Origin of the sequence: Streptomyces sp. NBC_01591, assembly GCF_035918155.1 — a bacterium.
Classification (GTDB): Bacteria; Actinomycetota; Actinomycetes; order Streptomycetales; family Streptomycetaceae; genus Streptomyces.
Map to the genome: position 1 here is coordinate 1 of NZ_CP109328.1, position 25,533 is coordinate 25,533.

Below are 25,533 nucleotides of genomic sequence, written 5' to 3' on the forward strand. Positions count from 1 at the left end.
GCTCCGCGAACACGACGCGCCGTCGCTACGCGACGGAAGACGACCACGCACTCCGTGTGGTCCGGGACTTCGTCCCGGGGATCCGGGCCACTCCGTGGCCCTTGAGTCCAACTCCGCTGGACTCTGGCCCTGTTCGCTCCGCGATCAGGGCGACGGGCCGTGCTCCGCACGGCCCTGGGCTGGCTGCATGTGCGGGCGTCAGGGCCTGGGTGTGCTCGGCTGCTTGATGGGGCATCTCTTTTCCGCTGACTCGTGGTCGGTTTCGGGAAGAGATCAGTCCGTCTTATGGAAGCAGAAAAACTATGGAATCTTCGAGATGTCTGCGGGCCCCTCTTCGGAGACGTCGCGGGCGGTTCCGGACCGGTCCTCTCGGAGGATCTCGTCCATCAACTTGCCTTGATCTTCGGGTAGTTGACCTGCTTTCTGTTTGGTGCGGGTCTTGCACAGCCACGGGCCGATCATGACGCTTTCGCCGTCGGCCTCGATCCATTCTCTGGCCCCTGGCGGGCGGCCGTGACGCTCTACGAAGGCGCGCAGCAGCAGCGCTGTCTGCTCGAAGGAACGGCGTTTCCTGGTACCGGATGTGACAGTTGTTCTCGGCGTTTTCTTCAGCGGGACTTGATCGGCGGTCAGGCCGAGGCTGGTGAGAAGGTCGCGCTGGCCGGAGTTGAGATCGTGCCAGGTGGTGAACTGACGGTGCAGCCAGCTGCCGGCCTTCACGCCGTCGATCACCGTGTCGCGGCGCAGCGTGGCCGGGTCGTGGCCGGCTTCGATATGGCGCTTGATCAGGTGGTATTTGCGGTGCCAGTCGGGGCCGTGCGGGAGCGTCCAGTGCGGGTCGAGGGCGGTGAGCTGGGCTTCGCGGCTGGGGGCGAGACGGCCTTTGCGGGCCAGGGACCGCTGATCGACGAGGAACTGACCGCCCGGTTCCTGGGAAGGGATGGCGAGGTGGCCGTGTTCGGTGTGGAAGGCCTCAACGGTGGCCATATGCCCCTGCCAGGCGGCTTCGCTGTCGTCCCAGACCATGCCCAGGTCTTCGAGCTCGGCAATCCAGTCCTCGGCGAGAGAACCCTGGTGATAGGCGGTGCGTTGCCCGGTGATGAACTGGCCGAGCCGGTAGCCGTAGGCATCCTCGTAGTCGGCCGGGACACGCAGGTGACCGTGCTCGGTGTGATAGCGGACGGCGGCCGCGAGTCCCGCGCGGCGGGGTGCGGACAGAACCGCACCAGCAGCGGGCCAGGCCAACAGGTCCATGGCCCGGGCGATATGCCCGGGGTCGAGCGTGAAGTCGAACCGGAACCGGCGTGTGATCAGGGTGTGGGTGTTGGCGTCCAGGCGGCGCTTGGCGTTCTTGCGCGGGGCCCGGGCGGCAATCGACTGGTCATGATGCCGGAGCGCAGCGGTGACCAGCCACAGTGCCTCGTAGGGGGTGGAGAGGAGGTCGGTGGGGTCGGCGTCGGGTGGGGTGTAGGCGGGGATGACCAGGCTCGCCGTCTTGCGCTCGATGGTCGGGGGCTTACGCAGAGCGCGGCCGAGGCCGCCTGGACGATGCGGCGCACGCTCGCCGTACGGTCCGCGAACACGACCGCGTCCACGGCCGGCAGGTCCACTCCCTCGCCCAGGACCTGGGCATTGGTCAGCACGCCGCGGTCGGCATCGGCGAAGCCGGTGAGGATGGCGTGGCGCTGGTCGGGGGTGTGGGTGCCGTTGATCGACTGCACGAGAAGGTCGTCGGCCCATACGGGGCGTTGATTCCCAGGGAGGGCACGCAGCGTATGGGGAAACTGGCGGGCGAAGTCGGCGGCGTCCGCGACCTGCTGGAAGTACACGATCACATGCTTGAGGTGGTGCTCCGTCATGGCCCTGAGGACGGCCAGGTGCAGCGCCGTCGTGCGACGGGCACTCGGCGCGAACCCGGTGTGGGCGTCGCCGGAGTTGGTGAGGACGGTGCGCAGGTCGGTGCTGGTGATCGTGGGCACGAGGAGCTGGTAGTCGGCCAGGACGCCGTCCTCGATCGCGTCCGCGTGGGAGTAGGTGTGCAGGCGCGGGCCGAAGACCTTCGGATCGTCCATCGACGCGATCAGAGAGGGAGCCTCCCAGGCCGGGACGGTGGCCGCGGTCCGCTTCGGCTGGGGCCGTGTATCGGGGGCCTCGGTCAGGCGCGGAGCCTCCCACTCGTACGGGGTTGCGGTCATGTAGAGGCGGCGGTCGGCCAGGACACGCTGGTGGTCGTGGATCATCGTCCACTGCTTGTCCCAGCTCCCCGCCGTGCGGTGCGCCTCGTCCACGACCAGGAGGTCGAAGACAGGGGCAGCGAAGACGCTGTGCTGGGACTCCTCGATCCTGGAGAGGGAATCGAACGTGACGAACACCGTCGCCCGCTCACGCCGTTTCCTGCACTGAGCAAGCCAGTACGCCAGGTACTCCCCCGAACCCGTACTCACCGCCCCCGCACCCGCCAGCACAGGATGCTTACGGGCATCGGAGGAAGAGACCGCCATCAACGGCTCACGGCGCCCCTCCGCGCGGGCCGCGGCCGCCCACTGACCAATCAAATCCAGGCCCGGCACCGCCACCAGGAGATACCAGACATCGAGAGCTTCCGCAGTGCGCAGCGCGGTCAGGGTCTTCCCCGTCCCACACGCCGAGACAATATGCCCACGCGAACCCGGGCGCTTCAGATGCCGGGCTGCGCTGTCCACCGCCTGCTGCTGATCTGGGCGCAGCACACGACGTTCGGGGCGAACCGAGATGGGCGGGCCGTCGTAGTTGGGGTCGGTGGTCATCAAGTGGTTCCTCAAGGACACGGGAGGAGACGTTGAGGCTGGAGCGGCGGTGGTCAGCAGTACGGCCAGTGGATTCCTTGTCCGCGGCCTCTGATCGCACGCCATTCAGGGACGGGGACCCGGCCGGCCGCGGCATAGATCCAGCCCTTTTGGTGGTAGACGCGGTTGAGGAGCGTGTCGAGGACGTGCCAGTCGGCGTGATGCCCGCAGGCACTGCACCGGTTGGGGTTGAAGCTGCGGCCCCGCTGCCAGGCGGGGCGGTCGTGCAGTTGCGCCGCGATGTCTGCCGTGTCGCCGTCCGGTGCCGCCAGGATGCGGCGTGCCATGGCGACGGCCTCGGGGAAGTCCGTGGTGGTGAACTCCTCGCCGCGCGGGCTGTATGACGGCAGCAGCCCGAACACCCACCACAGGGAGAAGGAGCACCGCTCGCACGGCGCCTCGTATGCCAGCACGTCTACCTGCAGCGAACTCACCAGGCCGCACCTCCTTACACGGTGATCCTGGCACATCGTTTCTTGGCGCTGGGCGCGGTCTGGCAGGGGGGCAGGTAACTGGTAGAGAGTCCGTCCGGTAGCGCTCAAGTCCGGCGACAAGGGCGACGGCGGTGTCCGCTGCCTCTCGGCGCTGCGCTGGTTCGCGGGCGGTGTACATGTGGCCGAGGGGCAGAAGAGGGTGTCAGCCGTCGCGTCTTCGTCCACGACAGGCGCCTCCGTCCCGTAAGGGAGGAGGCGCCTTCTCGGATCAGAGGGTGTCGTCCATGGACGCTTTCCCGGTGCTCCAGCAGGTCGGACCAGAGCCAGCCGCTGCCTGAGCCATCAGGCCTGCAGCTCGGCCTCTGGCCGGCCTGCTTCGGACGGTTGCCCTCGTCCCTGCCAGAGGAAAAGGGCACACCAGTCCTGATTTATCTAGTGGCCAGTCTGCCGCCAAGCATGACTAGCCAGTCTTCTTCACCAGTGAGCCGACAAAACTCATGCGGTGAAACGCAGGGTCCTGGTCCTGTAAGGATCCTGCGAACAACCCCGAGCATGAAGGTCTGGGTGACTCCTTGCACGCCTTGAACTGAGACGGGAGCTGACCCAACGTCGACTCGCCCCGGATTCCTGCTGGCCAGTGGCCGGACAGGAGTCAACTCGGGCTTGGATACGCGGTGGACCAATGTAGTTGGGGCCCGCGTGGGTGGCGTTGCGCCTGTCAGAGTAGGGCGTGGAATCGAGTCCTGCGCAGGCGGGAGCGCCAACTCCCGGTGGGGCTCGATCCGGCTGAGCCTGAAGTCCGCGTGGGGTGTCGCCAACGCCTTCGGACCGAAGGCCCAGTGAGCCGACATCAGCAAGTACGGCGGCGGTACGCCGCCGCCGTACGCGAGCTCATGAGGAGCCCACCCGGTGAAGCCCCCGCGTACCGACGAGGCGGCCATGTCGTCCGTCGTACTGTCCGGCCGGACGCAGTCCGCGCCCGCAGTGATCACGCCTTCCCGTTTCGGGATGGCCCAGGCGATCGTGCTGGTCGCCTTTGTGACCGCGGCAGTTGTCCTCTGCCTGGCCGCGCACATGCCCGTGAACACCGTCTACGACGTCCTTCTACTTCTCGGCGGTGCCGGTTCCATCGGTGTCGCTGTTCTCCTCGCCGCAGGTGTCAGTGACCGGCGGCGAAGCGGGAACTTCCTGCGCCGGATCGTCACCGCGGTCCTGAACAACGGGTCGGGGAGCTGAGGCGGCATGGCGCGACCTGAGAACCCGATCGACTACACGGTTCCGGAGGTGGGCATGCTGGCCAAGTACCTCCGGGACCTGCGCAGCCAGTCCGGGATGACCTTCCGTGACCTGGCCGGCATCACCCCCACCTCGTCGGAGTCGGCACTGAAGCGGGCCGTGAAGGGCGGCTCGCGTCCTCCCAAGCAGGTCGTGGTCATCGAGCTCGTCGAGGTCACTGACGGCGATCTCGGCCACGCCCTGAAGCTTCTCGCCGGGGCCGAGAAGGCCGCGGCCGAGGCGAGGCGCGAGGCGAGGCGCTCCACGGTTCTGCCGAAGCCTGGCCTCGCGTGCACCCGGGCCGAACTGGGGCAGGCGATGCGCGATGCGTACAACGCGGCGGCACGACCGACGCTGGACGAAATGGTGGACCGTGCGGGCCTGGCCCTTCCCCGCAGCACGGCCCACCTCATCGTCAAAGCCCGCAACGTGCCCCGGGATGTGCGCACGTACCTGGCGTTCCTGCACGGCATCGGTGTGCAGGAGGCCGAACTGCATCCCTGGATCAAGGCCTGGGTCAGGGTTGTGGGCTGGGGAGCCGGGGTGCTCGAGCAGAAGGTGCTCGGTAGGCCGCACACCCGCTTCGAGTCAGTCTTCGATCAGTGGGTCCGTGGCCTTCTGCGCAGCCCCAGCCTGATGGCACGCCTGCATCCTGGAGCGATCGCCGACAGACCCGACGTTCTGGTGGAGCTCGTCGGCCGCCGCTTCGTCAATGGATTCGAGGAACTGGACATCGCCGCCTGACCTCGATGAGGCTGGGGTGATCGAGGGATCGGTCACCCCAGCACGAGCGGCGGGCGAGGGACACCCGGGAAGATCGAGGCGCTGGTCAGCGGGCATGGTGAGCTAACCCGGACACCGTGGTTCCCCTCTCGTGCCAGTGAGCATCTGATGATCGCCTACGAGGAACCCGAGATCGATCCGCGGTGGACCGAGACGTTCGAGGTCGTCGAGGGCGCTGCACACGGGCGGGTGCTGCGACTGCTCGAACACACCGCGCCGGAAGAGAAGCTGGCCGGCTGGTCACTGCCGGCGATCCACAGGACCGGGCCGGGTGTATGGGATCAGTGTGCTCGTCCGGCGGCTCCGCCGTGGGTGCGTCGGTTCCGATGTTGCCCCGCCGACGGAATGCGGGGCCTGGGCAGGGCGGCTGGGGCATCGTCGCACCGGAGTCCAGGAAGCCATTCCATGCCGAGCGCCTCAACGGATTCGGTCTCTTCACGGCTGAGGCGGGCCGCGCCGGCCAAGTCGCGCAAGTCGGTGATCCACTGACCCAGCGGGAAGCAGGAACTGCCGTGGGTGTCGGTGTAGTCAACGGGGACGCGCAGATGCTGGTAGCGGCGGAAGAAGCGCCGGGCGGCGCGCAGTCCGTGGGCGTGCGTGGCGCTCTGGCTGCCGAGGGGACGGCACAGGGCAAGGGTGAGGGGGCCGCGCTGCAGCGGCAGAGCGGCCAGGAGTGTCTGCTGTGCTTTGGCGAGAGTAGGGAAGGCATCGATCTGCTCGTCTAGCCAGCGAGTGAGGTCGTCCGCGTCGGCGGGGAGCGGGCCCGGGTAGAGAGACAGGTCCGTGTCGGCCTCGCGGGCACGCGTGTACATGCGCTGCCACGCCGCGTGCCAGGCGGGGTTCCACCAGCGGTCGATGTCCTTCAGGGCGCGGGCGTAGGGGGCGGGCAGGGTGCTGTCGGCGGCCAGGCGGCGCTGCTCGGCAAGCCAGGCGCCCAGTGGTCGACCCTGATAGGTCTCATCCGGTTCCGGGAGCAGATGGCCGTGGGCACGGGCGTAGTCCTGGGCAACGGGGAGGAGGTTTTCGGTGCTGTCTTCGGTGTGGGCCCAGGGCATGGTGCAGGTGACCAGGGCGGCGACTCGGGCTGCGGAGAGGTGTCCGGCGGCCTTGAGAGCGCGCTGGTACCCCAGCCAGCAGCCGAGGTGGAACCCGTCATCGGTGATGTGGTTGCTGGGCACGTTCAGATGGCCGTGGGTGTCGAAGAATGCCTGCGCGCAGGCCATCCCGTTCTCCCAGACATCGGGTTCGGGCTCCATGATCCGCAGCATCAGGTGCGGGGCGATCTCCGTTGCGCGTGCCGGGTGAATGGCGAGGGCCGGTGCGGGCGGTAGCAGCCGGGCGCCGTTGATCGGCAGGCGGTGGAAGTAGTGCTCGTCGTACGCCTTGAGCGCGATCATGACCTGGTGCAGGAGGTGGTACGGGGTCCCGAACGTTGCTGCCTCGGGGCGCTGCCCGGGGCCGAAGAGCACCGGGATGACCAGTGTGGAGATCTTGTTCATACCAGGGCCGATGCGCAGAGCGCGGCCGATCGCCTGGACGATGTCGATGGTGGACTGTTTGGGGTCGGCGAAGAGCACGGAGTCGGCCAGCGGGAAGTCGACACCTTCGACACATAGGCGGACGTTGCACAGCACGCTCAGCTCCGCGAGAGTGCTGGCGTGCTGGTCTTGCGGAGGCTGGGCAAACCGGGTCAGGTGCTCTCGCCGCTCTGAACGGCTGTTACGGGAATGGATGCTGGCGACCCATAGGCCGTGGGCGTGGCCGCCGGGGATGGCTGCGGCGGTCTCGGGCAGGGTTTCGGCGAAGGCATCGCTTTGCGCGATGCTGCGGCTGAAGACGACCGTGCGGCGGATGCTGTGTTCCTCGCGCGCTCTGAGCAGGGCCAGCTGGGCCGCCGCTACCCGCATGGCATCGGTCTGGGGCGTGCGGCTGGCCCCCTTGCCGGCGGTCAAGAGGGTGCGCAGGTGCGGGTCGTGGATCTCGGGGGCGGCGATGCGGTAGTCGGCCAGGCGTCCCTCATGGATGGCCTCGGCCAGCGAGTAGCGGTAGGCGACAGGTCCGTAGAGGGAGACGTCGTCCATGGAGGCGATCGGTTCGGTGACGATGTCTCGGTTGACGTCCCAGATGCGGGGCGTGGCGGTGAGGTAGAGGCGGTGGCGGGCGGGGATGGCGTCGTTGTCGTGGATGACGGCCCACGGTTTGCCGCGGGCGCCGGCGGTACGGTGGGCTTCGTCCACGACCGCGATGTCCCAGCGCGGCAGCAGATGGCGCTGGTGAGCTTCGACGAGCTTGGGCAGCGAGGCGTAGGTGGCGAAGGCACTGACGGGACCGTCTGCACCGCGTACGACGGCAGCCAGCCGGGCGGGGTCGCTGGTCATGGTGAGCACGCCGCTCAGGATGGGCTCACTGGTCTGTGTGTCGGAGCACAGGCCCAGGAAGTGGCCCGGCCGGCCGGAGGTGTGCCAGACGCGGGCGGTCTGGTTGAGCAGTTCCAGGGTCGGCATCACGGTCAGGCTGCGGCTGTCGGAGGTGAGCTCGTGGGCGATGTGGACGGCGAGGTGGGTCTTTCCGGTGCCGCACGGCATGATCACCTGCTGGCGTTCGTATCCCATAGCGAAGGCGTTGAGGACGCAGTCGGCCGCGGCGCGCTGGCGTGTCCACAGTTCGCTGGGCAGGCGTTTGGCGGGCTGGTCGTGCAGCACAAGACGGCTCCGGCGCAAGGGCAGGTGACGGGTTTCTAAGGGGCAGGATGCGGACGAGCCCGCGGCGCAGGGCACTCACCCCGGCCTGTCTCACCCGTTGGGGTGAACGCCCCGGGCCCTCTGGGTCCTCACCGTGGTAGGGAGCGGAGTGCGGTGGAGATCCGGTTCATTGCGGGCGTGGCGTCCTGGGCAGGACAGCCGGTGCGGGAGGCGCGATGTACGGCGGGCGGCAAGCATCGTGATTGGACGGTTGCCGGGCCGCCTGGGCAAAGGGGTTGGGGAATACGGTGTGGAGCAGAAGTCTGCCGCGGCGGCCGGTCCGCTTCGTGGCCAACGAGTCGAACTGTTCGTTCTTGTGGCGGGTGGCCGGGGCACAGGGGGTGGAGGTCGGCTTCCTGCTCGCCGAACTCGGCGACGGGCCGCCGGGCCAGGAGGCCCTTCAGCCATATCTGGCCGAGGTGTTCCTCAGCGGTGCGGCGGCAGACCGGCTCGCGGAGATGCTCGGGGTGCCGTCCGCGCGGCTTCGGTGGGCCCTGCCGCATCTGCGCGAGGCACATCTTCTGCCGGGTGGGCAGGCGCGGTGGGAGTGGCCGTGGCAGCCGCTGGCGCACTATCTCGTGCCGGCTTGCGGACTGTGTACGGCGGCACGGGGCGCCGGCCTTGGTGGGGTGTGGCTCGTCTGGCCGGAGCGGTGGCGGATCTGCGAGCGGCACGGCCGGTTCACGCACGTGCGTCAGAGGAATGGGGCGGGAGTGGATCTGGCGCCGCTGCCGGAGTCGGTCGACGCCCACCGTCGGCGGGGCCGGCTTGAGCGGCGGTTCGGGCCGGCCGGAGGGTTCCTGGTCTCGGACGCCTTCGCCCTTACTGGGTGGTGGTGGCGCCGCGCCCCTCTCACCCGGCGGTGGACCGGGCGGGCCGGGCGGGCGGGACTGCAGCCCGAAGTCGTCGAGACGGCATGGCTGTTGGTGTATCCGGAGGTGCTGCAGGTAGCCCGGGCGCTGCTGCGCTACGAGCAGCAACGCGCCGCTCTGCCCGGCGGGCCCTGGGCTGCGGCCGAGTCCCGTCTGGTGGCCGAGCTGTCCCAGCTGGCGGATGCGCTCGAACTGCCGCCGGGCAGGTGGCAGGTCCCGGTGGCGGAGTGGCTCGCCCGGCATCAGCGGTGCGCGCCGGCCACCAGGGATGACGAGTGCGGCGGGCGCCGCCGTGGCCGGAGGCCGGTCACAGCGCTGATCCACCGCGACGACGAGCACCGGGCGCCGCTGGAGAACCTCTGCTGCCTGCCCTGGGACTGGAGTGACTCGTTCACCGTCGTATGAGCTCCCGCCCACAGCGGCACGCCCCGTCTGGTTTCGCACACGTATCTGCCCTGTTCCCTCGATCGTGGGGTGGAGCCGGGTGCGGCTGCGCATGCCCCATCCGTACGTGGATGCTGGAGCAGGGGCACGCACGGTGCGGCCCACGACAACAGCCAAGGGGGCGGCGGACATGCCAGGGGCCCCGGTCAGCGCATGCGACATCACCGTCTGCTACCTCGACCGGTTCGGACGACAGCGCGAGTGCCCGGTGTCAGAGGCCGGCGAGGTGCCGTTCGAGGAACTGGCACCGCTGGAGCGGCCCGTGCCCTACCCGGGACGGCAGTCGTTCGTCACCAACGCGTGGGCCTCGGCCACCGACCAGTTGCTGGCCTGCGGCTCGCTGCGGCAGCAGCGCTGCGGCATGGTCCTGGACCGCGACTTGGCGGTCGGGCTGCGCAGCGCGGGGCCGATGGAGCTGCGCTGGAGCCAGCAGGGGCGCCGCCACCGCCTGCGGCCAGCGTTCGTCGCCTTACGGGCGGGCTGGCGCGAGGTGATCTGCGTGCAGCCGGAGCAGTTCACCGACCGGTGGCAATCCGAGCAGGCGGTGCTGGCGGTGGCTGCGGCAGCAGCAGGCTGGCAGATCCGGGTGATGGAACCTCCCACCGGGGTGGAACTGGACAACCTCCAGCTTCTCTACGCCGCCCGCAGCCCACGATGGCTCACGGCAGGGCAGGACCAGTTGCTGGCACAGCAGTTCACCTCGCCTCGAACCATCCGCTCTGGGCTACGAGCCGCCGCCCTGCCCCCGTACGCGGGGGTGGACCTTGCCTATCACCTGATCTGGGCGCAGCGGCTGCATACCGACATGGGTGTCCCGCTCACCCCGTCGTCGACGGCATGGGCCCGCTCAGGGGAGGCCGTGTGACCTCGGCTTCGCGGCACACCGCAGGTGCGGGGGCGCTCGCCGCTGCTGACACCCTGGCTGTGGGGGACACTATCCGCTTCCGCGGCGTGGCCTGGGTCGTGACCGCCTTCCACGGACCGCGTCTCTTCCTCGACGCCGCAGAGTCGGCAGAGCCTGTGGAGCCGCTGATCATCCTGCAGACGGCCGTGACCTCGGCCTCCGACTTCGCCGTGCTGAACCGGGCGGCGCCGCGCAGTTCGCTGCCCGGCCGCCTCGGCGAGTTCCGTGCGCTGCCGAAGGATGTACGCAAGGCCGCCCTCGCGTGGGAGCGGCATGTCAAGGAAGTACTGCACCAGCAGGCCCCGAACGTTCCCGCCACCACCGAGCCCCGACCGGCCTTCGACCCGCAGCGGCGCACCCTGCGTTAGCGCTACCAGGCCAAGGCCGGCCAGTTGTCGCAGGCAGGAACACCGGTGTCCGCGGCCACTGTCGAACGGAAGTGCGCGGCCTGGCGCAAAGAAGGCCTGATGGGCCTGGTCGACAAACGCAGCCTGCGCAGTACGGCCCCGCACGGGCGCGTCGATGCGCGGGTGGTCGACCTCGTGTGGGAGATCCTGGACGACGAACGCGACAAGGGCCTGTCTCCGGGAACCCTGTCCCGGCTGATCGACCGGGTGCAGCAGACGGTCCGGACCCGCTACGCGCAGCTGCTGGCCGATCCGAAGACCGCCCGGGGCCTGGTGATCAGTCCGGCGACGTTCTACCGGCTACTGGAGCGCCTCGGGATCACCGCGCAGAACGCGCACGACGCGGCGGCCCGCCACGCGGCCGGACCTGCCACATCCGCAGAGCGGCCGGTCGCCCGGCGGGCGACCTGGGCCCGCTGGCCCGGGGAACTGGTGCAGATCGACACCACCGGACTGGACGTCCTCGTCCTCGGCGACGACGGACGGGGCATCTCTGTGGAGCTCACCATCGCCATCGACGTGGCCACCCGCAGCATCGTGGGCTCTCTGCTCGTGCCCAAGCGCACCGGCCGCACAGGCGGGACGGGACGGTGGACCGCCGGGCGGGCCACCCGCTCGTTCGACACCATGCAGGTCGTCGCCCAGACCACGGCCCCGCTACCCGCGCGCCCGGGCTGGGCACCGGAAACCTTCATGGAAGGATCCGACCTCCCCTTCGAGGACCTCCTGGCGGCCGACCCCCGCTTCGCCGGCGCCGCCGCCAGGCCCGTCATCAAACCCGAAACACTCGTCATCGACCACGGCTCGCCGTTCATCTCCGCGGACTTCACCCGCGCCTGCCACTGCATGGGCATCGAAGTACGCGAGGCACGGCTGCGCACCGCCGTCGACAAGGCCATCGTGGAGCGCGCCATGCTGGCGGTGAAAACCGGCTTCAGCCAGTACCTGGCCTCCTACACCCATCACCGTCTGGACCTGCGTGGCAAACGCGTCCGCAAGCAGCCTCTGTGGACAATCCCCCAGCTCCAGGAACTGTTCGAGCAGTGGGTGGTTCTCCGCTGGCAGCAGACCCCTCACGCAGCACTTCGTAGTCCGTTCACTCCTGGGCTGTGCCTGACTCCCAACCAGATGTACGCAGCCCTGGTGTCCCTGCGCGGCTACCGGTCCACCACGCTGACCGCGCAGGAGAACCGCAAGCTGCTGCCGACGGTGTGGGTCCGGGTCAGCCGCAAGGGCTTCCAGATCAACAACCGCACCTACAACCTCGACCGGGGAAAGCTGGACCTCTTCCGTGGGCCCTCCGGCATCGCAGCGCAGCAGGGGCGCTGGGAGGTCCACTACTCCCCCGACCACCCGGAAGTCGCCTGGCTGTTCAACCACCGGGCCGAGCCGGGCACCGACCCGTGGGTCGAGGTGCCCTTCATCCACCGCCGACTGCTCAAGGACCGGTGGACCGAGGAAACCTGGGACCAGGCCCTGCGTATCCACCTCGCCGCCGGCGGCAGCCGCCGTGACGAGGCCGCCGTCACCCGGGCCACCGCTCAGCTGCTGCGCACCGCGGCCGCCGGGCCCTCGCCTACCGCGGCCAGGCCGGGTCCCCGCGCGGCTGCCGCGGTGCCCCGCCCCGCGCGGCCGACGCCCACCACCAAGCCCTACGCCGACGGCCTGCCGCCCCTGGACCCGGACTCCGTCCGCCCCTTCCGCTCCCTCGACCGTCCCTCCGGAGAGCTGTTCGACACGCCCGAGCCCGTCCGTGGCGCGGGCCTGAGCCTGGACGACTTCCTGGCCTCCCTGCCCGGCCTCCACCCGCCCGGCCCCACCGATCCCGGGCCCGTGGGCGACAACAACTGCAGGCCCACCCCAGACACCACCCAAGGTGACAGCAGCACCGGCCCTCCCCCACCGGGCAACGGGCGACAGGGAGATGACCGGTGAAACCCCCCGTACGTGACGCTCAAAGTGTCCCGCCGCCCGCGTCGGCGCCGGCCCTGTCTCCTGGGTCACCGACCACTCTGCACGGCTGGCGCGCCCGCGTACGGCACCAGCCGCCCCTCCCCGATCCCGCCGGTCGACGGCCCCGTGCCCGTCGACGAGGACGACCCCCGGGTGCGTTACCACGCCCAGCTCAGCCTCGTCGAAACCACCGACATCGCCACAGGCATGAAGACCGCACGGCGGATGCTGCGCCTCAACGGCGAACGCCGCCACCCCTGCCAGCACGTCGCCATCGACAGCGACTGCCGCGGTACTGGCAAACGCACCCTGCTGCACCACATCGGGCTGGCCCACCAGGGACGCCGCGAGAATCGGCCACCATGAAGCCGACATTGTGCCGGTTCGCCGCGTACTCGGGACCGGGGTCCCCGAGGGTGACCTCGGCCGTTGCCGTCCGGCCGTCGCGCTGGTAGGTCAGCGTCACCCGGTCGCCGGGCTTGTGGGTCCAGATCTCGCCGATCAGGGTCGGGCCGCTGTCGATCACGGTGTCGTTGAACTTCGTGATGACATCGCCCGCCCTGAGGCCGGCCCGGTCCGCGGGGCCGTCCTTCGACACGGCTGCCGTACCGTCCGCCCCCTGGTCGGAGATGACCGCGCCGCCGGTCTTCTCGTCCATGCTGACCGTGGCTCCGATCACCGGGTAGACCGGCTTGCCGGTCTTGATCAACTGCTGGGCGACGTTCGTCGCCTGGTTGATCGGAATCGCGAAGCCGAGGCCGATGGAGCCCGCCTGGGTCTGGCCGACGCTGCTGCCGGTCGACTGGATGGCCGAGTTGATGCCGATGACCGCACCGCGCGCATCGAGCAACGGGCCGCCGGAGTTGCCCGGGTTGATCGAGGCGTCGGTCTGCAGGGCGCTCATGTACGAGTTGCTGCCGCCGGAGCCGTCACCGGAGGCGACCGGGCGGTTCTTCGCGCTGATGATGCCCGTGGTGACCGTGTTGGACAGGCCGAACGGGGCGCCGATGGCAATCGTGGAATCGCCGACCGCGACCTCGTCCGAATTGCCGAGGGCCAGCGGAGCGAGCCCCGACGGCGGGTTCTTCAGCTTCAGAACGGCGACGTCGTATCCCTGCGCCCGGCCGACCACCTCGGCGCCGTACTTCTTGCGAGGTCGCGCGGGTTGGCGGTGACCTCGGCGAGCAGCCCCTGCCAGATGGTGGGGACGGCGGCCACGGCATCGACGACAGCCGCATCCCCGTCGTCTGCGTCAACGCCCCGCCCGAACCCGGCACATCCGCCGACTGGTCCGCGGCCCTGGCCGTCTTCCTCGGCTGGGATCTGTACCGCCCGGACACCGAGCAACGGCCCGTACAGCGCATGAAGGACTTCACCGGGCCTGCGGTCCACGTGATGCGCCATGCCCGTACGGAGGTCTGCCTGATCGACGGAATCGACCGGCTGCGGCCCGAGGACCTGCAGCCGACGTTCGACTACCTCGCCGACGAACTGGGCCTGACCGTCTTCTGGAGCGGCATCGGCTCCAGCGACATCCTGCGTGAGGCCCGCGCCGCCCGCTTCCCCGCCCTCAGACGCCTCACCGAGGCTACCGCCCCCATCCGGCCACGCTCAGTCCCCACACTCTGGGTCAACCGGCTCCCGCCTCGCTGCACGGAACACCCCGACGAATGGGCCGGCACCCTGGCCACCCTCGACAGCCTGCTGCGGCTACGGCACCACAAACTCGGCAGCCTCCTGGACCACGAGGAAGAGCTCTACCGCATCACCGACGGACTCATGGAACACCTCACCCCGCTGATCGGTATGGCCGCCCAACTCTCCATCCTCGACCGCACCGAAACCCTCACCCGCGATGTCCTGCACGACGCCGCCCGCTACCTCGACCTGCCTCTCGGCTGACGGCGTCGGCGCCATCCGTGGCGACAGCCCCGCACGCAGGTCCTGTTCAGCAGGCGTGGCGAGGTTCATCGGCGTGACATCGCAGCACCGGCGCGGCCGGTGGCGCTGGGCTGTGCCGGGGAGTGCGGGTGCGTGTGCCACATGCCCAGGAAGTGGCTGATGCTGCCGGTGTCTTCCGTCCGGCGGCGAGGTGGACGCTGACACCGTGCTGGAAGTAGGCCTCGGTCAGCGGAGAGTCCGGGGGCGGGCTGGTCGCCTCGCCGACGAAGATCACGCCGCTGGCCTCGTCGACGAGCAGGGTGCCTCCCGTGGCCATTCACGTCTGTCCCTGCAGCTGCGACGACGGCATGCTGCCGCCTGGCCGGGCGCCTCGACGGGAGGGTGGGGGTGACCGTACGACCCGTCTGTGACGGCACGCCATAATGCTCCTGTTATAGGAGGGGTCGTGAGTCTGTCGTTTTCTCACCAGTTCAACGTGCAGGCGGTCGCAGCGGAAGGTGGTCCCGCCCGGTTCGGGACGAATGTGCTGGCCGGCCTCGTCGACGGGATCGACACGTTCCGGAACGAGTTGGAGCAACAGCGGCGCTCACGCAGCCTTGGGGCCGGGATGCTCGGGGCGTTCTTGTGGGTGGACGACACTGAACTGCTGCGCCGGATAGCCGGGTTCCCGTCCGCATGCGTGGTGGTCAGTAAACAGTCAAGGGGCCCACGGTCCCTGGAGAGACTGCGCAAGGTGGCCAACGCGGTGAAGGGCGCGGCCGGCTTCCCCGCTCGGGCGCTGCCCAATCTGGAGGGACTGAGCCTCCATGAGGACGGCGCGGCGCCTGTACTCGGTCCCGGCTCTGCGTCACCGGACATCCAGCTGCCTGCGCTACGCAGCCTCGGTTACCGCAAGGCCGGTGATCATCTCGTTCCGATCCTGCACACCAAAATGTTGCTGCTGGGTGAGCTGTGGCGGCACGACGAAGACGGGTTGGGCGGGGTGGCCGATGTCATCGGCTTCCGGCCCAGCCGGCTGTGGCTGGGAAGTGCCAACGGCACGGAAAGCTCCCGCCGCAGCCTGGAGTTCGGGCTGTGGACACGGGACCCCGGTCTCATGAAGGCCGCGCAGAAGTTCCTGGTCGAGGTCGTTGCCCAGTCCGAGGAGCTGGATCCCGACAGCAACATCCTGACCCCAGACCTGGTTGAACCGGACTACGACGACGAGGAGATGTGGGAGGCGCTCACCACGCTCAGCGACGGCTCAACCGATGACGGCCACAAGGACGACGTATGACGGGGACGAGCGAAACCATCGCCCCCGGGTCGCCTCGCTTCGCCCTGCACACCCTGGGCTGGCGCGCCTTTCAGGACCTGTGCGCAGCTGTGCTGCGGGAGGTGTGGGGACAGTCCGTACAGGCGTTCGCGGACTCCAACGACGGGGGCAGAGACGGCGCCTTCTACGGCACCTGGCAACCGCCCGACGAGCCCGGAGGCGTGCAGGATGTGCCGCCGGGCCCCTTTGCGCTGCAGTGCAAGCACACCAAGAAGGCGGATGCCACACTCGCCCCGTCGGAACTCGAGGACGAATTCGCCAAGGTCCGTGCCTTGGTTAAGCGCGGGGTATGCGCGACCTATGTGCTGCTGACCAACGCCCGGGTCAGCGGCCTGTCCGAGGAAAAGATCCAGCGGCGACTACGCGCCTGCGGGGTGGCACACCCCCTGGTCCTCGACGGGCAGTGGCTGAGCGACATGATCGCCTCACATCGAGAGCTGCGGATGTTCGTCCCCCGTGTCTATGGACTCGGTGACCTGTCACAGATTCTCGACGAACGCGCCTACACCCAGGCCTCAGTGCTGATGAAGTCCGCGCCGGAACAGGTCTCCACGTTCGTCGTCACCAGCGCCTACCGCAAGGCCGCCCGCGCACTGCGCGACCACGGCTTCGTACTGCTGCTCGGCGACCCGGCCGTGGGCAAATCCGTCATCGCCCTGATGCTGGCCATCAGCGCCGCCGACAACTGGAGCTGCGTGGCCATCAAGCCGCGCACCTCCGACGAACTGGTACAGCGCTGGAACCCGCACGAGAAGGACCAGTTCTTCTGGCTCGATGACGCCTTCGGCGCCGTCCGCCATGAGGAGATCCTCACCCACGCCTGGGCACGGGACCTGCCGCACGTGATGAGCGCCGTGAAGAACGGGGCCCGGGTCGTGCTGACCTCCCGCAACTACATCTACAACGAGGCCCGGCCCCTGCTGAAACCGTATGCCTACCCCCTGCTGCACGAACAGCAGGTCACCGTCGATGTCGCCGACCTCGCCCGCACGGAGCGGCAGCAGATCCTCTACAACCATCTCGCTGCGGGCGATCAGCCGGCGGACGTGCTCAGCCGGATGAAACCGCACCTCGAAGCCGCAGCCGACGCCGAGCCGTTCCGCCCCGAAGCCGCACGGCGCCTCGGACTCCAGGCATTCACCACGGGGCTGTCCCTGACCCGCGAGAGCATTACGTCCTTCATGGCCCGGCCCCGGCAGCTCCTGATCGATGTCTACGACCAACTGGACGTACACGCCCACGCAGCCCTCGCCCTCGTGTACGCCACAGGTCAGGACAAGGGGCTGCCCAGCCCCCTCGCCCTCGATCCGGCCCAGCGCGACATCATCGATCGGGCTGGCGCCGCCCCCGGCGCCGCCAGCCGGGCCATGACCACGCTGACCGGCACCTTCCTCACCGAGGCGACCGCCCTTGACGGGCAGGCGTACTGGTCATTCCACCACCCCACTCTCCGGGAGGGCTTCGCCACCTGGCTGACCACCCAGGCCCACTTGCTGCCCATCGTCCTCACCGGCATGACCGACCGGGCCCTGCTCTCCCGCACGGACTGCCTGCCCACCGGCAGCGAACAGCGCCAGGGCACTCTCCTGCGTATCCCGCCGCCTCTGTACCAGGCGACGGCCAAACGGATCTCCGCGTTGCGCCGACATCGCCGCAGTCCTCTGAGGGATTGGCAGGAGGAGTACGAGCGTCGACAGAGCGTCTTCTCCTACTTGTCGCGGGACAGCAGCGACGGCTTCCTACGCGCCTACCTCATGGAAGATCCCGATCTCCACTCGGTGCTCATGGACTTCGGCACGCCGGCCAACGACGACATCCGCTCGCGGGTACTGGCCCGCCTCCACCGCGCCGGTTTGCTCCCCGAAGACATCCGGCAGCAGGCGATCGCACGTATGACGGACCTAGCCGTCATGGCACCCGACGCCTCGTGGATTGAAGACAACGACTTGCACCATGCCTGGCACGTCCTCCTCACGGAAGAGGAACGCGAGAACCTGTTCGAGCACGTATGCCGTGAACTCGTTCCCCGCCTCGAACAACGGGTATACGACTGGGCCTCGGAGTTCAACGGCGACCCAGACAACGACCCCGTCGACGACGCGCTGTTCTGGTACAGCCAAGCCTTCGAGCGACGGCTGGACGATGACACCGCCGGTGAGTTCGACCGCGCACAAGACATCTACCAACAGATCCGCGAGGATCCGGACGAAGCACACCGCGACTGGGCTCCCGATCCTCTTCCCTACCGACGAGAGACCCCACAGAACAGCCAACCGATCCCAGAACAGCGCAGTCTTTTCGACGACATCGACCACTGACAGACGGCCAGAACGCCGCCCCGGGCCCCGCGTCCGCAGCGTTCCCGTGGCTTCCGTCACGCCCTCCAGCAAGACCCCTGCCAGACACCGCTCCCTGCCGATCACGAGGACGCACACCCGCGGCTCCACAGCGAAGCCGGAACCGGGTGGGCGGCGGGCGTGCATCATCCGCCTCGAACCAACCCAGCCGCACCGGCACGTGCAAGCGAGCAGAGGAAAGGGGTGGTCGTGCATCAGATTTCTCAACATATCTGCAGGCTTCTCACTCAACTTGCAGCAGTACAGGTCAAACACCCTTACGACGTGACAGAACAGGACCACGACATGTCTCATCCGCCTGCAACACCCCAGGTCAGAGGCATACCTCCGCTACAACAAAAATGAGAACTCACACCAGGCAGTCACCGCACGGCCGTCCCTGATCGTCACCGGCCCCGCCGGCGCCGGGAAGACCACCGCGCTGCTCCAGGTCGGTCGTGCCTGCCACCTCGCCCACACCCGACGCCACGGCCCCACAGCCACAGCCGGGCAGGTGCCTGTCGCCTACGTCCTGGTCCCGCCCGCCGCCAGCGCCAAGACCCTGGCCACCGAGTTCGCCCGCTACCTCGGCATCCCCGTCGCCGCCGGCATGTCCCAGGTCCAGATCACCAACGCGGTCTGCCACACCTACACCGCTGCCGGCGTCCAGCTGGTGATGATCGACGAGGTCCACCGGCTCAACCCCCGCACCACCACCGGCGCCCAGAGCGCCGACCTGATCAAAGACCTCACCGAACGCATCGGCGCCACCTTCGTCTACGCCGGAATCGACGTCACCACCACACCTCTGTTCACCGGGGTGCGCGGTGCGCAGCTCGCCGGACGCGCTTCCCTCATCGACTGCGCCGCCTTTCCCGCCCGCCTCGGTGAGAGCGAACCCTTCCGCGACCTCATTACCGCCATGGAAGGCGCGCTCGACCTGCGCCACCACCGGCCCGGAACTCTCCCCCAACTGGCCCCGTACCTGCACGAACGCACCGCCGGCCGTATCAGCAGCCTCGCCCGCCTCATCCGCCAGGCCGCCATCGCTGCCCTACTCGACGGCACCGAACGCATCACCAGAACCAGCCTCGAAGCCATCCGCCTGGACCACCTCGCCGAACAGCACTACCGACCCCACACCCGGCCCCGAAGCCGCAGCGCCAGCACCCTGTGAGCCGGACAGACGTTACGGACCGTGCCGTAGCAGAGGCCGGCGCCCCACAGTGCAGCGCCGTCACCGCAAGGGCATGGCTGCAGGTCCCGGCAGCCGCGCCGGGCGTGTTCCGAGTACGGCCGCTGCCCGGCGAAGCGACCGCCTCGTACGCCCAACGTATCGCTATGTCCTATCAGCTGACTCTGCCCCAGCTCCTCGACGGGGCTGGTATCGCCCTCCACGGCCACGGCACACTGCCGGCAGCCGAACTCCACCTCAACCACAACGCGGCCCGGCACCTCGCTGCCCTCGCCCGGGTCCCACTCCCCAACCTCCTGCGTGCCTTGCCCCGCCCCGCCCTCAACGACACCGCCCCCAGCGCCGAGGCCGCCGCACGCTGGAAGCGGCTCAACGCCGCACAGCAGCCCGTCCGCGCCTGCACCCTGTGCACCCACCACCGCAGCCACGGCACCACCGACACCGCCTGGGTTCACCCACCGCCGCACCGGCTGGTGTGCCCGCGTCACCACCAAGCCGCCCCCGACCCACGGCTTGCCTCCCCCATCCACACGTGGGCCGTGCCCCAACTCGCGGCCGCGCGCCACGCCCACCAGCGCCTGCTACGACATCCCGGCGCCGCTACCGCCTGGACCGCGGCACGCGCCATCACCACCCGCTGGTACGACCACCAGCAACATCTCACCCACCGCTGGCACACCCGCCTGACCCGACTCTGCGCGGGCAACCCCCACCTGGCCACCACGGGCAGCGCCTCCCCCGCACTCCTCGCGCGCGACCTGGTGATCTACCCGGAAACCGTCGCCCTCACCCGCGCACTCGCCACCCTGCCGAACCGGCCACACCGCACCACCAACGACGCCCTCGGCCTCATCGCTCACCGGTTGAACCTCACCCACCTGACCCCCAGCGCGAACGACCCCCTCCGTATCTTCCTCACCCACACACACCACTGACCAGCCAAACCGCGCTTTGAAGCCCGGATAGAACGCAGCCGCCTATAGACGCACCACTACATCAACGGGAAACCCAAGATCATTCCCACACAGCCACCGGACCGCAGGCCAAACGCCCGAACAACCAAACCGAACGCGATCCCAGGCCACACCCATCACACCCGAACACAGCCACTTCAGCCGTCCCGAGTCCCACTCCAAAGACGGAACACCAGACCAAAGCAGCCCAACCCCCTGAACATCACTGCTCCGTCACAGTTGCCGAGGTGTGGAGTCGGCTGCGCGCCGGCCACGGACAGGTATCCGCCAAAGAATTGGCCGCTGCCACGGGCCGCGGCAGTCGGCGGCTCCAGGTGCTGCTCCGCGAGCAGATCGGACTGCCGTCGCGAACCGCCAGCCGAATACTGCGGTTTCAACGGGCGCTCACCTTACCGACTGGTGCCTGCAGGTCGCTGGCTGACCGGGCGGCTGTGTGTGGCTACTACGACCAGGCACACATGAACCGCGACTTCCGCGACCTTGCCGGACTCACCCCGGCACAGCTATGCCTTCTCACCGACCGTGCCGTTTCCCGAGGCAGGGCTCCTATCGAAGGACGGCTGGCCAATGTCTTCGATCATTGAAGCCGTCGTGGGCCCGTCGACGGTCCGGTGCGACTTTCCGCCGGGACCGCCACGACATCCTCCGGTGACCGCTCCCGGCGGGGCCGGTTCGCCGCCGGCGGGCTGCGTTCGGCACGCTACCGACGGGACATTTCGGCCCCGACCGAACCGTCCTGCACTGGAACGTCAGGCCCGGTCCGGCAGCAGTTCCGCGTTGAGTACGGCGATGCCCGCCTCGCCCTCCTCGAACAAGGCGATCAGCTCCTCGGGCCCGGCATCCGGACCGGCGGTGTGGTCGACGAGGAGGACCGGCTGGAACTCCCCGCCCTGCTCGACGGGGACGAAGCCGGTGGTCAGCTCGCGGCGGAGCAGGACGACCCGGTCGGCGTCGAGCGGATCGGAGGGCAGTGCTCCGGACAGTACGCGCCCCTCCTCCGGGCGCGCCCGGAGGCTGTGAGCGAGGACGTCCCGGCGGGCGAGGAGCGTCACCGCGAGCCGGTCACCGGTCCGCTCGTAGCGGGCGGCCAGATCCTCCGGCAGCAGATAGAAAACGCCCTCCTCACCCTCGTGCCCCCGGTCGAGAAGAAGCCGCGCCAGCCGGGCTCCGGGCTCGTCGGCGTGCGAACCGAGCCCCAGAAGCACATCACGCCCACCGGGCCCGAGGGAGGGCACCGCCCCGATCCACAGCTCGGCGGAGCCCTCCGGGGCCTGCTGGATGTCGTCGTCCTTCGTCATGGCGGCGATCCAAGCACACGGCACCGACAGGCCGTTGTCAGTGCGCTGCTCGCGGCGCAGCGCCCGGGGGTGACCCGGTGACCACCTCGTACGCCCCGAAGGAGCCCCTGCCCGCGCTCTCGGCGGATCTGCGGCCCCTGGCGGTGGAGGCGCTCGACCGGATCCTCACCAAGGAGTCTTGGACTGCTCGGCGATCGCGTGGTCGCGGGTGGGCACCAGGGTGCCGTCCACGATGAGCACGGTGTCCTTCGCGAACCGCTTGCGGGGATGCAGCGCGAGTGACGGGCCGAGGTCGTCGCTGATGCGGTCGGCTGCGGACTTCGGAACGCCGAAAGGCGAAGCAAGTTGACGCAACGTCAAGTTCGTGCGGCAGTGGGCCGCCACGAGCAGCACCCGGTCCTCCAGGGGAAGAGACCACGGGCGGCCCTTACGGACCGGATCCTGGAAAACACCATCAAGATCACACCAGCCGAGGAGAACGAGCGGCCTGTGAAACGGACGCAAGATGCAAAGTGGGCGGTCAACCTGGCACTCGGTTCACAACGCCGTGAGGACGAAGGTCAGCAGCGCCAGGGACAGGGTGGCGCTGCCTGCGAAGGCCACGGCACCACGCAACAGGGCGGTGGCGTAGGTGGCTCCGTCGATGCGAGCGAGCAGGCCGGCTGCGGCTCCGACGAGCGTGCAGAAAAGCGCGACGACCGAGAGGAGGAGGACCAGGAGCATCAGGTGGTTGGTGGAGGTGTTCATGCCTTCTTCCCGAGGTGGTTGACGACGGCGACTTCGATGAACTTCGCGGTTTTGGTGTTCACAGGGGTTCAGGCCGAACAAAGATGAATGAAGACGGTCGCCCAAGAGAGGAGAAGCAGGACATGGAGGAGGTGCACGAGGATCCGTTGGCGGAGCTCGCGCTGCGGCTGCGCACCCTTAAGACACAGCGAGGCCTGCAGATGGCTGGGCTGCAGCAGCGGACAGGGCTAGGGCGAACAACGGTCAGCCAAGCGCTGAGCGGTCATAAGGTGCCATCCGAGGCCACGCTGGTGATCTTGGCTAAGGCGCTGGGTACGGAGGTAGTCCCGTTGCTGGCCTTACGCCGCGCCGCCGCGTGCATGCCGCAGGTGGGGGAGGGCTCTCCGAGAAGAGTGCTTCGTAGGTCGGTGCGGCCGACGGTGCAGCCTTCGTTCGAGGAGCGGTACCTCAGCTACGTCGCGGAGCGGCATTCCCGGCTGACTGTCGTAGGGCTGGACCTGAGCCGGCCAGAACGTGCACACTGGCCGCTGGACGCGGCGTACTTGAGCTTGGAACTGGCGGAGCAGCCAGAGAGTTGGCCTTCGAGTAGCGAGGAGGCGGACCGGCCATCCGTTGTGGTGAAGCGTGCAGAGAACGCGTTGGCCAGCTGTCGACGGGTACTTCTGCGAGGGCTCGCCGGCAGCGGAAAGACAACGCTGCTGCAGTGGTTGGCTGTCGCCACAGCGCGCGATGAGCTGCCGGATGAACTGGCGGACTGGCGGGGGAAGATTCCGTTCGTCCTGCCGCTGCGCACACTGGTGCGGCGTGGGCCCCTTCCGGAGCCACATGAGTTCCTCTCTGCGGTCGGAACACCTCTGGCCAGCTCCCAGCCTGAGGGATGGGCCGATGGCGTGCTCGCCAGAGGTGAGGCCCTGGTCCTGGTCGACGGCATCGACGAAGTCCCCCAGGAGGATCGGGCTGCCACACGGGACTGGCTTGAACAGCTCTTGGCGGCCTACAAGGACGCATACTTTGTGGTCACCACCCGGCCGTCAGCGGTTCCCGAAGGTTGGCTGGCTTCGTCGCGCTTCACCGAATTGTCCGTACGGCCCATGAGTGCCGCTGACACGGGCATGTTCGTCGGTCGGTGGCATACCGCTGCCCGGCACAGTGCGGCGACCGACACCGAACGCTCGCAGCTGCGTGATCTCGAAGCAGTGCTCCTGGTGACGGTACGTGCTCAGCGTGACCTGGCACAGTTGTCCAGCACTCCCCTGATGTGTGCGCTTATCTGTGCGCTGCACCGGGACCGCCGCGGTCATCTGCCTCATAGTCGTATGGAGCTCTACGAGGCAGCACTGTCGATGCTCCTCGTGCGCCGTGACCTTGAGCGCAGCATCGACGTCCCAGAGGGCATTCAGCTCACCGAGCACCAGAACGTCCAGCTTCTTCAGCGTCTGGCCTACTGGCTCATCCGCAACCGCCAGACAGAGATGGGCCGGGCAACCGCGCTGGCCCTAGTCAGTGACGCGCTGCCGGCCATGCAGGCCGTGGCCGAGCAAGGCACTGCCGACCAGGTTCTGACTCACCTGGTTGGACGCAGCGGGCTCCTGCGCCAGCCCACCATGGACACCATCGACTTCGTGCACCGCACTTTCCAGGACTACCTCGGGGCCAAGGCCGCCATCGAAGCCCACGACTTCCCACTCCTGGTCAACAACGCCCACGATGACCAGTGGGAGGACGTCGTACGCATGGCTGCCACCCACGCCAGGCCAGTCGAAAGCGCCGATCTGCTACGGCGCCTCGTCGAACGCGGTGATGCTGAGAACCAGCACCGTCCCAGGCTCCACCTCCTGGCGGCAGCCAGCCTGTACTACGCGACCGAAATCGAGCCCGACACTCGCAGACTGGTCGAACAGCGTGCGCGTGTCCTGATGCCTCCCCGCTCCGCGGAGGAGGCGGAGGCGCTTGCCGCGCTGGGGCCGGGCGTCTTGGAGCTGCTGCCGGGGCCCCAAGGCCTGGAAGACGATGAAGTGGGTCCCGTCATCGAAACTGCAGCCGCCATCGGCGGCGACCAGGCCTACGCCTTCCTCTACCGCTTCGTACAGTCCATGCCTTCTGACGCAACGCCCTCCGCGCTATTCCGGCGCTGGGAGCACTTCGAGGCTGATCAATACGCCCGCGACTTACTGCTCCCCCTTCCGGATCAGGAACGTCTGTTTCTGGAAGTACACACCGCTGATCAGCTGAACGCGCTGCGACTCCTGAAACCCATCACCAACGTCGCCTTCCGAGGGAAGTTCACCGCAGGCGAGATCGTCGAACACCTCTCACCTGAACACACCGAAACTCTGCGGATCTACTCCGGCCAATTACTCCAAGACTTAAATTTCGCTCGCGGATTGCCAGCCCTAAAGGAACTAACCATCTCCGAATGCACCCAAATCACAGAGATAGAAGAACTTGCAGGACTTCCGTTGCTCAATTTGAGCCTCCTTCACTTACCGGACGAATTCTCCTTTGACGCATTGGATTCCCTGCCCAAAATAACCAATCTTACCCTCTACACGCGTCTGCCCTGGGAAACCCTGGCGGAACTGCCAGCACCCAAAGGTCTGACGCGGCTAGAGCTTGGCGGCTGGGTCGGCACACGCTTGGCCGGCATCTCCAGGTGGCAGCAACTGCAGGAGTTAGTAATTAACGCCGCACCCAGCAGCGGAGAGTGGCAAGAACTTTCCACGCTCCCCCGCCTGACTGAGCTGTGCATTTCAGAATACGACCTCAACCACGCCGCCCCAATGCCCAGCATCACCTATCTCCGCCTTCTCCCAAATTCAGAAATACAGCTGGATCTAGTCCCGGACCTCTTCCCAAATCTCGAAAGCTTCTTCATTAACTGTCGCTCGGCACGAACTTCCATGATTGACATCACTCCACTGAGCCATATCGAGGGAATCCAGATCTCCATCAGCTACGCAAGCAATGTCGTCGGTCTCGGAAAATTCGCCCCAGACGCAGTCAGGCTGTACCCGCGACCGCGGACAGCAAGCAGTTGAGGTGTTCGCACAGCCTCGTCCAGGACCACGCCGATGTCGTGCAGATAGAGGCTGAGCAGATAGTCGGCCAGCGGTGACGAGCCTGCCCTG

The 25,533-nt window shown here is 68.2% G+C and carries 20 protein-coding genes and 2 pseudogenes; 13 read left to right on the forward strand and 9 right to left on the reverse strand.

Annotated features, from left to right (window positions below; all coding sequences use genetic code 11):
- Window positions 1-300: 300 nt before the first annotated feature.
- From OG978_RS40805 to OG978_RS40815, 3 genes are read right to left on the reverse strand one after another with little or no spacing between them, the layout of a single operon-like run.
- Complete coding sequence (locus OG978_RS40805; protein ID WP_326769877.1) at window positions 301-1,254, reverse strand: helicase associated domain-containing protein; 954 nt, start codon at window positions 1,252-1,254, stop codon at window positions 301-303.
- Window positions 1,255-1,310: 56 nt separating this feature from the next.
- The gene (locus OG978_RS40810) at window positions 1,311-2,786 is read right to left on the reverse strand and encodes a DEAD/DEAH box helicase family protein (protein WP_326763231.1); all 1,476 of its coding nucleotides are present in this window, start codon (window positions 2,784-2,786) and stop codon (window positions 1,311-1,313) included.
- A 53-nt stretch (window positions 2,787-2,839) separates the two neighbouring features.
- The gene (locus tag OG978_RS40815; RefSeq protein ID WP_326763232.1) at window positions 2,840-3,259 is read right to left on the reverse strand and encodes a hypothetical protein; all 420 of its coding nucleotides are present in this window, start codon (window positions 3,257-3,259) and stop codon (window positions 2,840-2,842) included.
- A 909-nt stretch (window positions 3,260-4,168) separates the two neighbouring features.
- Here OG978_RS40815 and OG978_RS40820 point away from each other — a divergent pair.
- Both OG978_RS40820 and OG978_RS40825 read left to right on the forward strand, forming a co-directional pair.
- Window positions 4,169-4,495, forward strand: a complete 327-nt coding sequence (locus OG978_RS40820) for a hypothetical protein (RefSeq protein ID WP_326763233.1) — start codon at window positions 4,169-4,171, stop codon at window positions 4,493-4,495.
- A gap of 6 nt (window positions 4,496-4,501) precedes the next feature.
- Complete coding sequence (locus tag OG978_RS40825) at window positions 4,502-5,278, forward strand: hypothetical protein (RefSeq protein WP_326763234.1); 777 nt, start codon at window positions 4,502-4,504, stop codon at window positions 5,276-5,278.
- Window positions 5,279-5,598: 320 nt separating this feature from the next.
- On the opposite strand, the gene OG978_RS40830 is transcribed toward OG978_RS40825, so the two are convergent.
- A complete protein-coding gene (locus OG978_RS40830) occupies window positions 5,599-8,019 on the reverse strand; it encodes a DEAD/DEAH box helicase (RefSeq protein WP_326763235.1) in 2,421 nt (806 codons plus the stop codon).
- A gap of 326 nt (window positions 8,020-8,345) precedes the next feature.
- On the opposite strand from OG978_RS40830, the gene OG978_RS40835 reads away from it, so the two are divergent.
- From OG978_RS40835 to OG978_RS40850, 4 genes are all read left to right on the forward strand, one after another.
- Window positions 8,346-9,335 (forward strand): hypothetical protein, encoded by a 990-nt coding sequence (locus tag OG978_RS40835; RefSeq protein WP_326763236.1) that lies wholly within the window; start codon window positions 8,346-8,348, stop codon window positions 9,333-9,335.
- A gap of 169 nt (window positions 9,336-9,504) precedes the next feature.
- Complete coding sequence (locus OG978_RS40840; RefSeq protein ID WP_326763237.1) at window positions 9,505-10,239, forward strand: hypothetical protein; 735 nt, start codon at window positions 9,505-9,507, stop codon at window positions 10,237-10,239.
- A complete protein-coding gene (locus OG978_RS40845; RefSeq protein ID WP_326763238.1) occupies window positions 10,236-10,646 on the forward strand; it encodes a hypothetical protein in 411 nt (136 codons plus the stop codon). Before OG978_RS40840 ends, OG978_RS40845 begins: the two co-directional genes overlap by 4 nt.
- A gap of 45 nt (window positions 10,647-10,691) precedes the next feature.
- Window positions 10,692-12,620 (forward strand): integrase, encoded by a 1,929-nt coding sequence (locus OG978_RS40850; protein ID WP_326763239.1) that lies wholly within the window; start codon window positions 10,692-10,694, stop codon window positions 12,618-12,620.
- Window positions 12,621-12,873: 253 nt separating this feature from the next.
- Here OG978_RS40850 and OG978_RS40855 read toward each other — a convergent pair whose 3' ends face one another.
- Window positions 12,874-13,770, reverse strand: a complete 897-nt coding sequence (locus OG978_RS40855; RefSeq protein WP_442817626.1) for a trypsin-like peptidase domain-containing protein — start codon at window positions 13,768-13,770, stop codon at window positions 12,874-12,876.
- Between the two features lie 230 nt (window positions 13,771-14,000).
- Here OG978_RS40855 and OG978_RS40860 point away from each other — a divergent pair, with 230 nt between their 5' ends.
- Complete coding sequence (locus OG978_RS40860) at window positions 14,001-14,540, forward strand: hypothetical protein (RefSeq protein WP_326763240.1); 540 nt, start codon at window positions 14,001-14,003, stop codon at window positions 14,538-14,540.
- Window positions 14,541-14,586: 46 nt separating this feature from the next.
- Here the strand turns inward: OG978_RS40860 and OG978_RS40865 are convergent, their stop codons facing one another.
- On the reverse strand, window positions 14,587-14,856 hold the full coding sequence (locus OG978_RS40865) for a hypothetical protein (protein ID WP_326763241.1): 270 nt from the start codon (window positions 14,854-14,856) through the stop codon (window positions 14,587-14,589).
- A 129-nt stretch (window positions 14,857-14,985) separates the two neighbouring features.
- Here OG978_RS40865 and OG978_RS40870 point away from each other — a divergent pair, with 129 nt between their 5' ends.
- The 5 genes and pseudogenes from OG978_RS40870 to OG978_RS48575 all read left to right on the forward strand — a co-directional run bounded on the left by OG978_RS40870 (window position 14,986) and on the right by OG978_RS48575 (window position 20,944).
- A complete protein-coding gene (locus tag OG978_RS40870; protein WP_326763242.1) occupies window positions 14,986-15,816 on the forward strand; it encodes a hypothetical protein in 831 nt (276 codons plus the stop codon).
- Complete coding sequence (locus tag OG978_RS40875) at window positions 15,813-18,173, forward strand: hypothetical protein (RefSeq protein ID WP_326763243.1); 2,361 nt, start codon at window positions 15,813-15,815, stop codon at window positions 18,171-18,173. Before OG978_RS40870 ends, OG978_RS40875 begins: the two co-directional genes overlap by 4 nt.
- Before the next feature lie 391 nt (window positions 18,174-18,564).
- Window positions 18,565-19,368: pseudogene (locus OG978_RS40880) on the forward strand (TniB family NTP-binding protein); the annotation flags it as partial.
- Between the two features lie 164 nt (window positions 19,369-19,532).
- A complete protein-coding gene (locus OG978_RS40885; RefSeq protein WP_326763244.1) occupies window positions 19,533-20,321 on the forward strand; it encodes a hypothetical protein in 789 nt (262 codons plus the stop codon).
- 266 nt (window positions 20,322-20,587) lie between these two features.
- Window positions 20,588-20,944: a helix-turn-helix domain-containing protein gene (locus tag OG978_RS48575; RefSeq protein WP_442817627.1), complete on the forward strand. Its 357-nt coding sequence runs from the start codon at window positions 20,588-20,590 to the stop codon at window positions 20,942-20,944.
- 165 nt (window positions 20,945-21,109) lie between these two features.
- Here the strand turns inward: OG978_RS48575 and OG978_RS40890 are convergent, their stop codons facing one another.
- The 3 genes and pseudogenes from OG978_RS40890 to OG978_RS40900 all read right to left on the reverse strand — a co-directional run bounded on the left by OG978_RS40890 (window position 21,110) and on the right by OG978_RS40900 (window position 22,405).
- On the reverse strand, window positions 21,110-21,658 hold the full coding sequence (locus OG978_RS40890; protein WP_326763245.1) for a hypothetical protein: 549 nt from the start codon (window positions 21,656-21,658) through the stop codon (window positions 21,110-21,112).
- 177 nt (window positions 21,659-21,835) lie between these two features.
- Window positions 21,836-22,099, reverse strand: a pseudogene (locus OG978_RS40895) (helix-turn-helix domain-containing protein); the annotation flags it as partial.
- A 96-nt stretch (window positions 22,100-22,195) separates the two neighbouring features.
- Window positions 22,196-22,405, reverse strand: coding sequence for a hypothetical protein (locus OG978_RS40900; protein WP_326763246.1), 210 nt, complete (start codon window positions 22,403-22,405; stop codon window positions 22,196-22,198).
- A gap of 14 nt (window positions 22,406-22,419) precedes the next feature.
- Here OG978_RS40900 and OG978_RS40905 point away from each other — a divergent pair, with 14 nt between their 5' ends.
- Window positions 22,420-25,443: an NACHT domain-containing protein gene (locus OG978_RS40905; RefSeq protein ID WP_326763247.1), complete on the forward strand. Its 3,024-nt coding sequence runs from the start codon at window positions 22,420-22,422 to the stop codon at window positions 25,441-25,443.
- Window positions 25,444-25,533: the final 90 nt, after the last annotated feature.

Coding starts and splice junctions, on each gene's coding strand:
- OG978_RS40865 (WP_326763241.1), bottom strand. CDS start 14,856: ATGGCCACGGGAGGCACCCTGCTCGTCGACGAGGCCAGCGGCGTGATC.
- OG978_RS40825 (WP_326763234.1), top strand. CDS start 4,502: ATGGCGCGACCTGAGAACCCGATCGACTACACGGTTCCGGAGGTGGGC.
- OG978_RS40885 (WP_326763244.1), top strand. CDS start 19,533: ATGTCCTATCAGCTGACTCTGCCCCAGCTCCTCGACGGGGCTGGTATC.
- OG978_RS40810 (WP_326763231.1), bottom strand. CDS start 2,786: ATGACCACCGACCCCAACTACGACGGCCCGCCCATCTCGGTTCGCCCC.
- OG978_RS40860 (WP_326763240.1), top strand. CDS start 14,001: ATGAAGGACTTCACCGGGCCTGCGGTCCACGTGATGCGCCATGCCCGT.
- OG978_RS40840 (WP_326763237.1), top strand. CDS start 9,505: ATGCCAGGGGCCCCGGTCAGCGCATGCGACATCACCGTCTGCTACCTC.
- OG978_RS40890 (WP_326763245.1), bottom strand. CDS start 21,658: ATGACGAAGGACGACGACATCCAGCAGGCCCCGGAGGGCTCCGCCGAG.
- OG978_RS40805 (WP_326769877.1), bottom strand. CDS start 1,254: ATGGACCTGTTGGCCTGGCCCGCTGCTGGTGCGGTTCTGTCCGCACCC.
- OG978_RS40875 (WP_326763243.1), top strand. CDS start 15,813: ATGACGGGGACGAGCGAAACCATCGCCCCCGGGTCGCCTCGCTTCGCC.
- OG978_RS40900 (WP_326763246.1), bottom strand. CDS start 22,405: ATGAACACCTCCACCAACCACCTGATGCTCCTGGTCCTCCTCCTCTCG.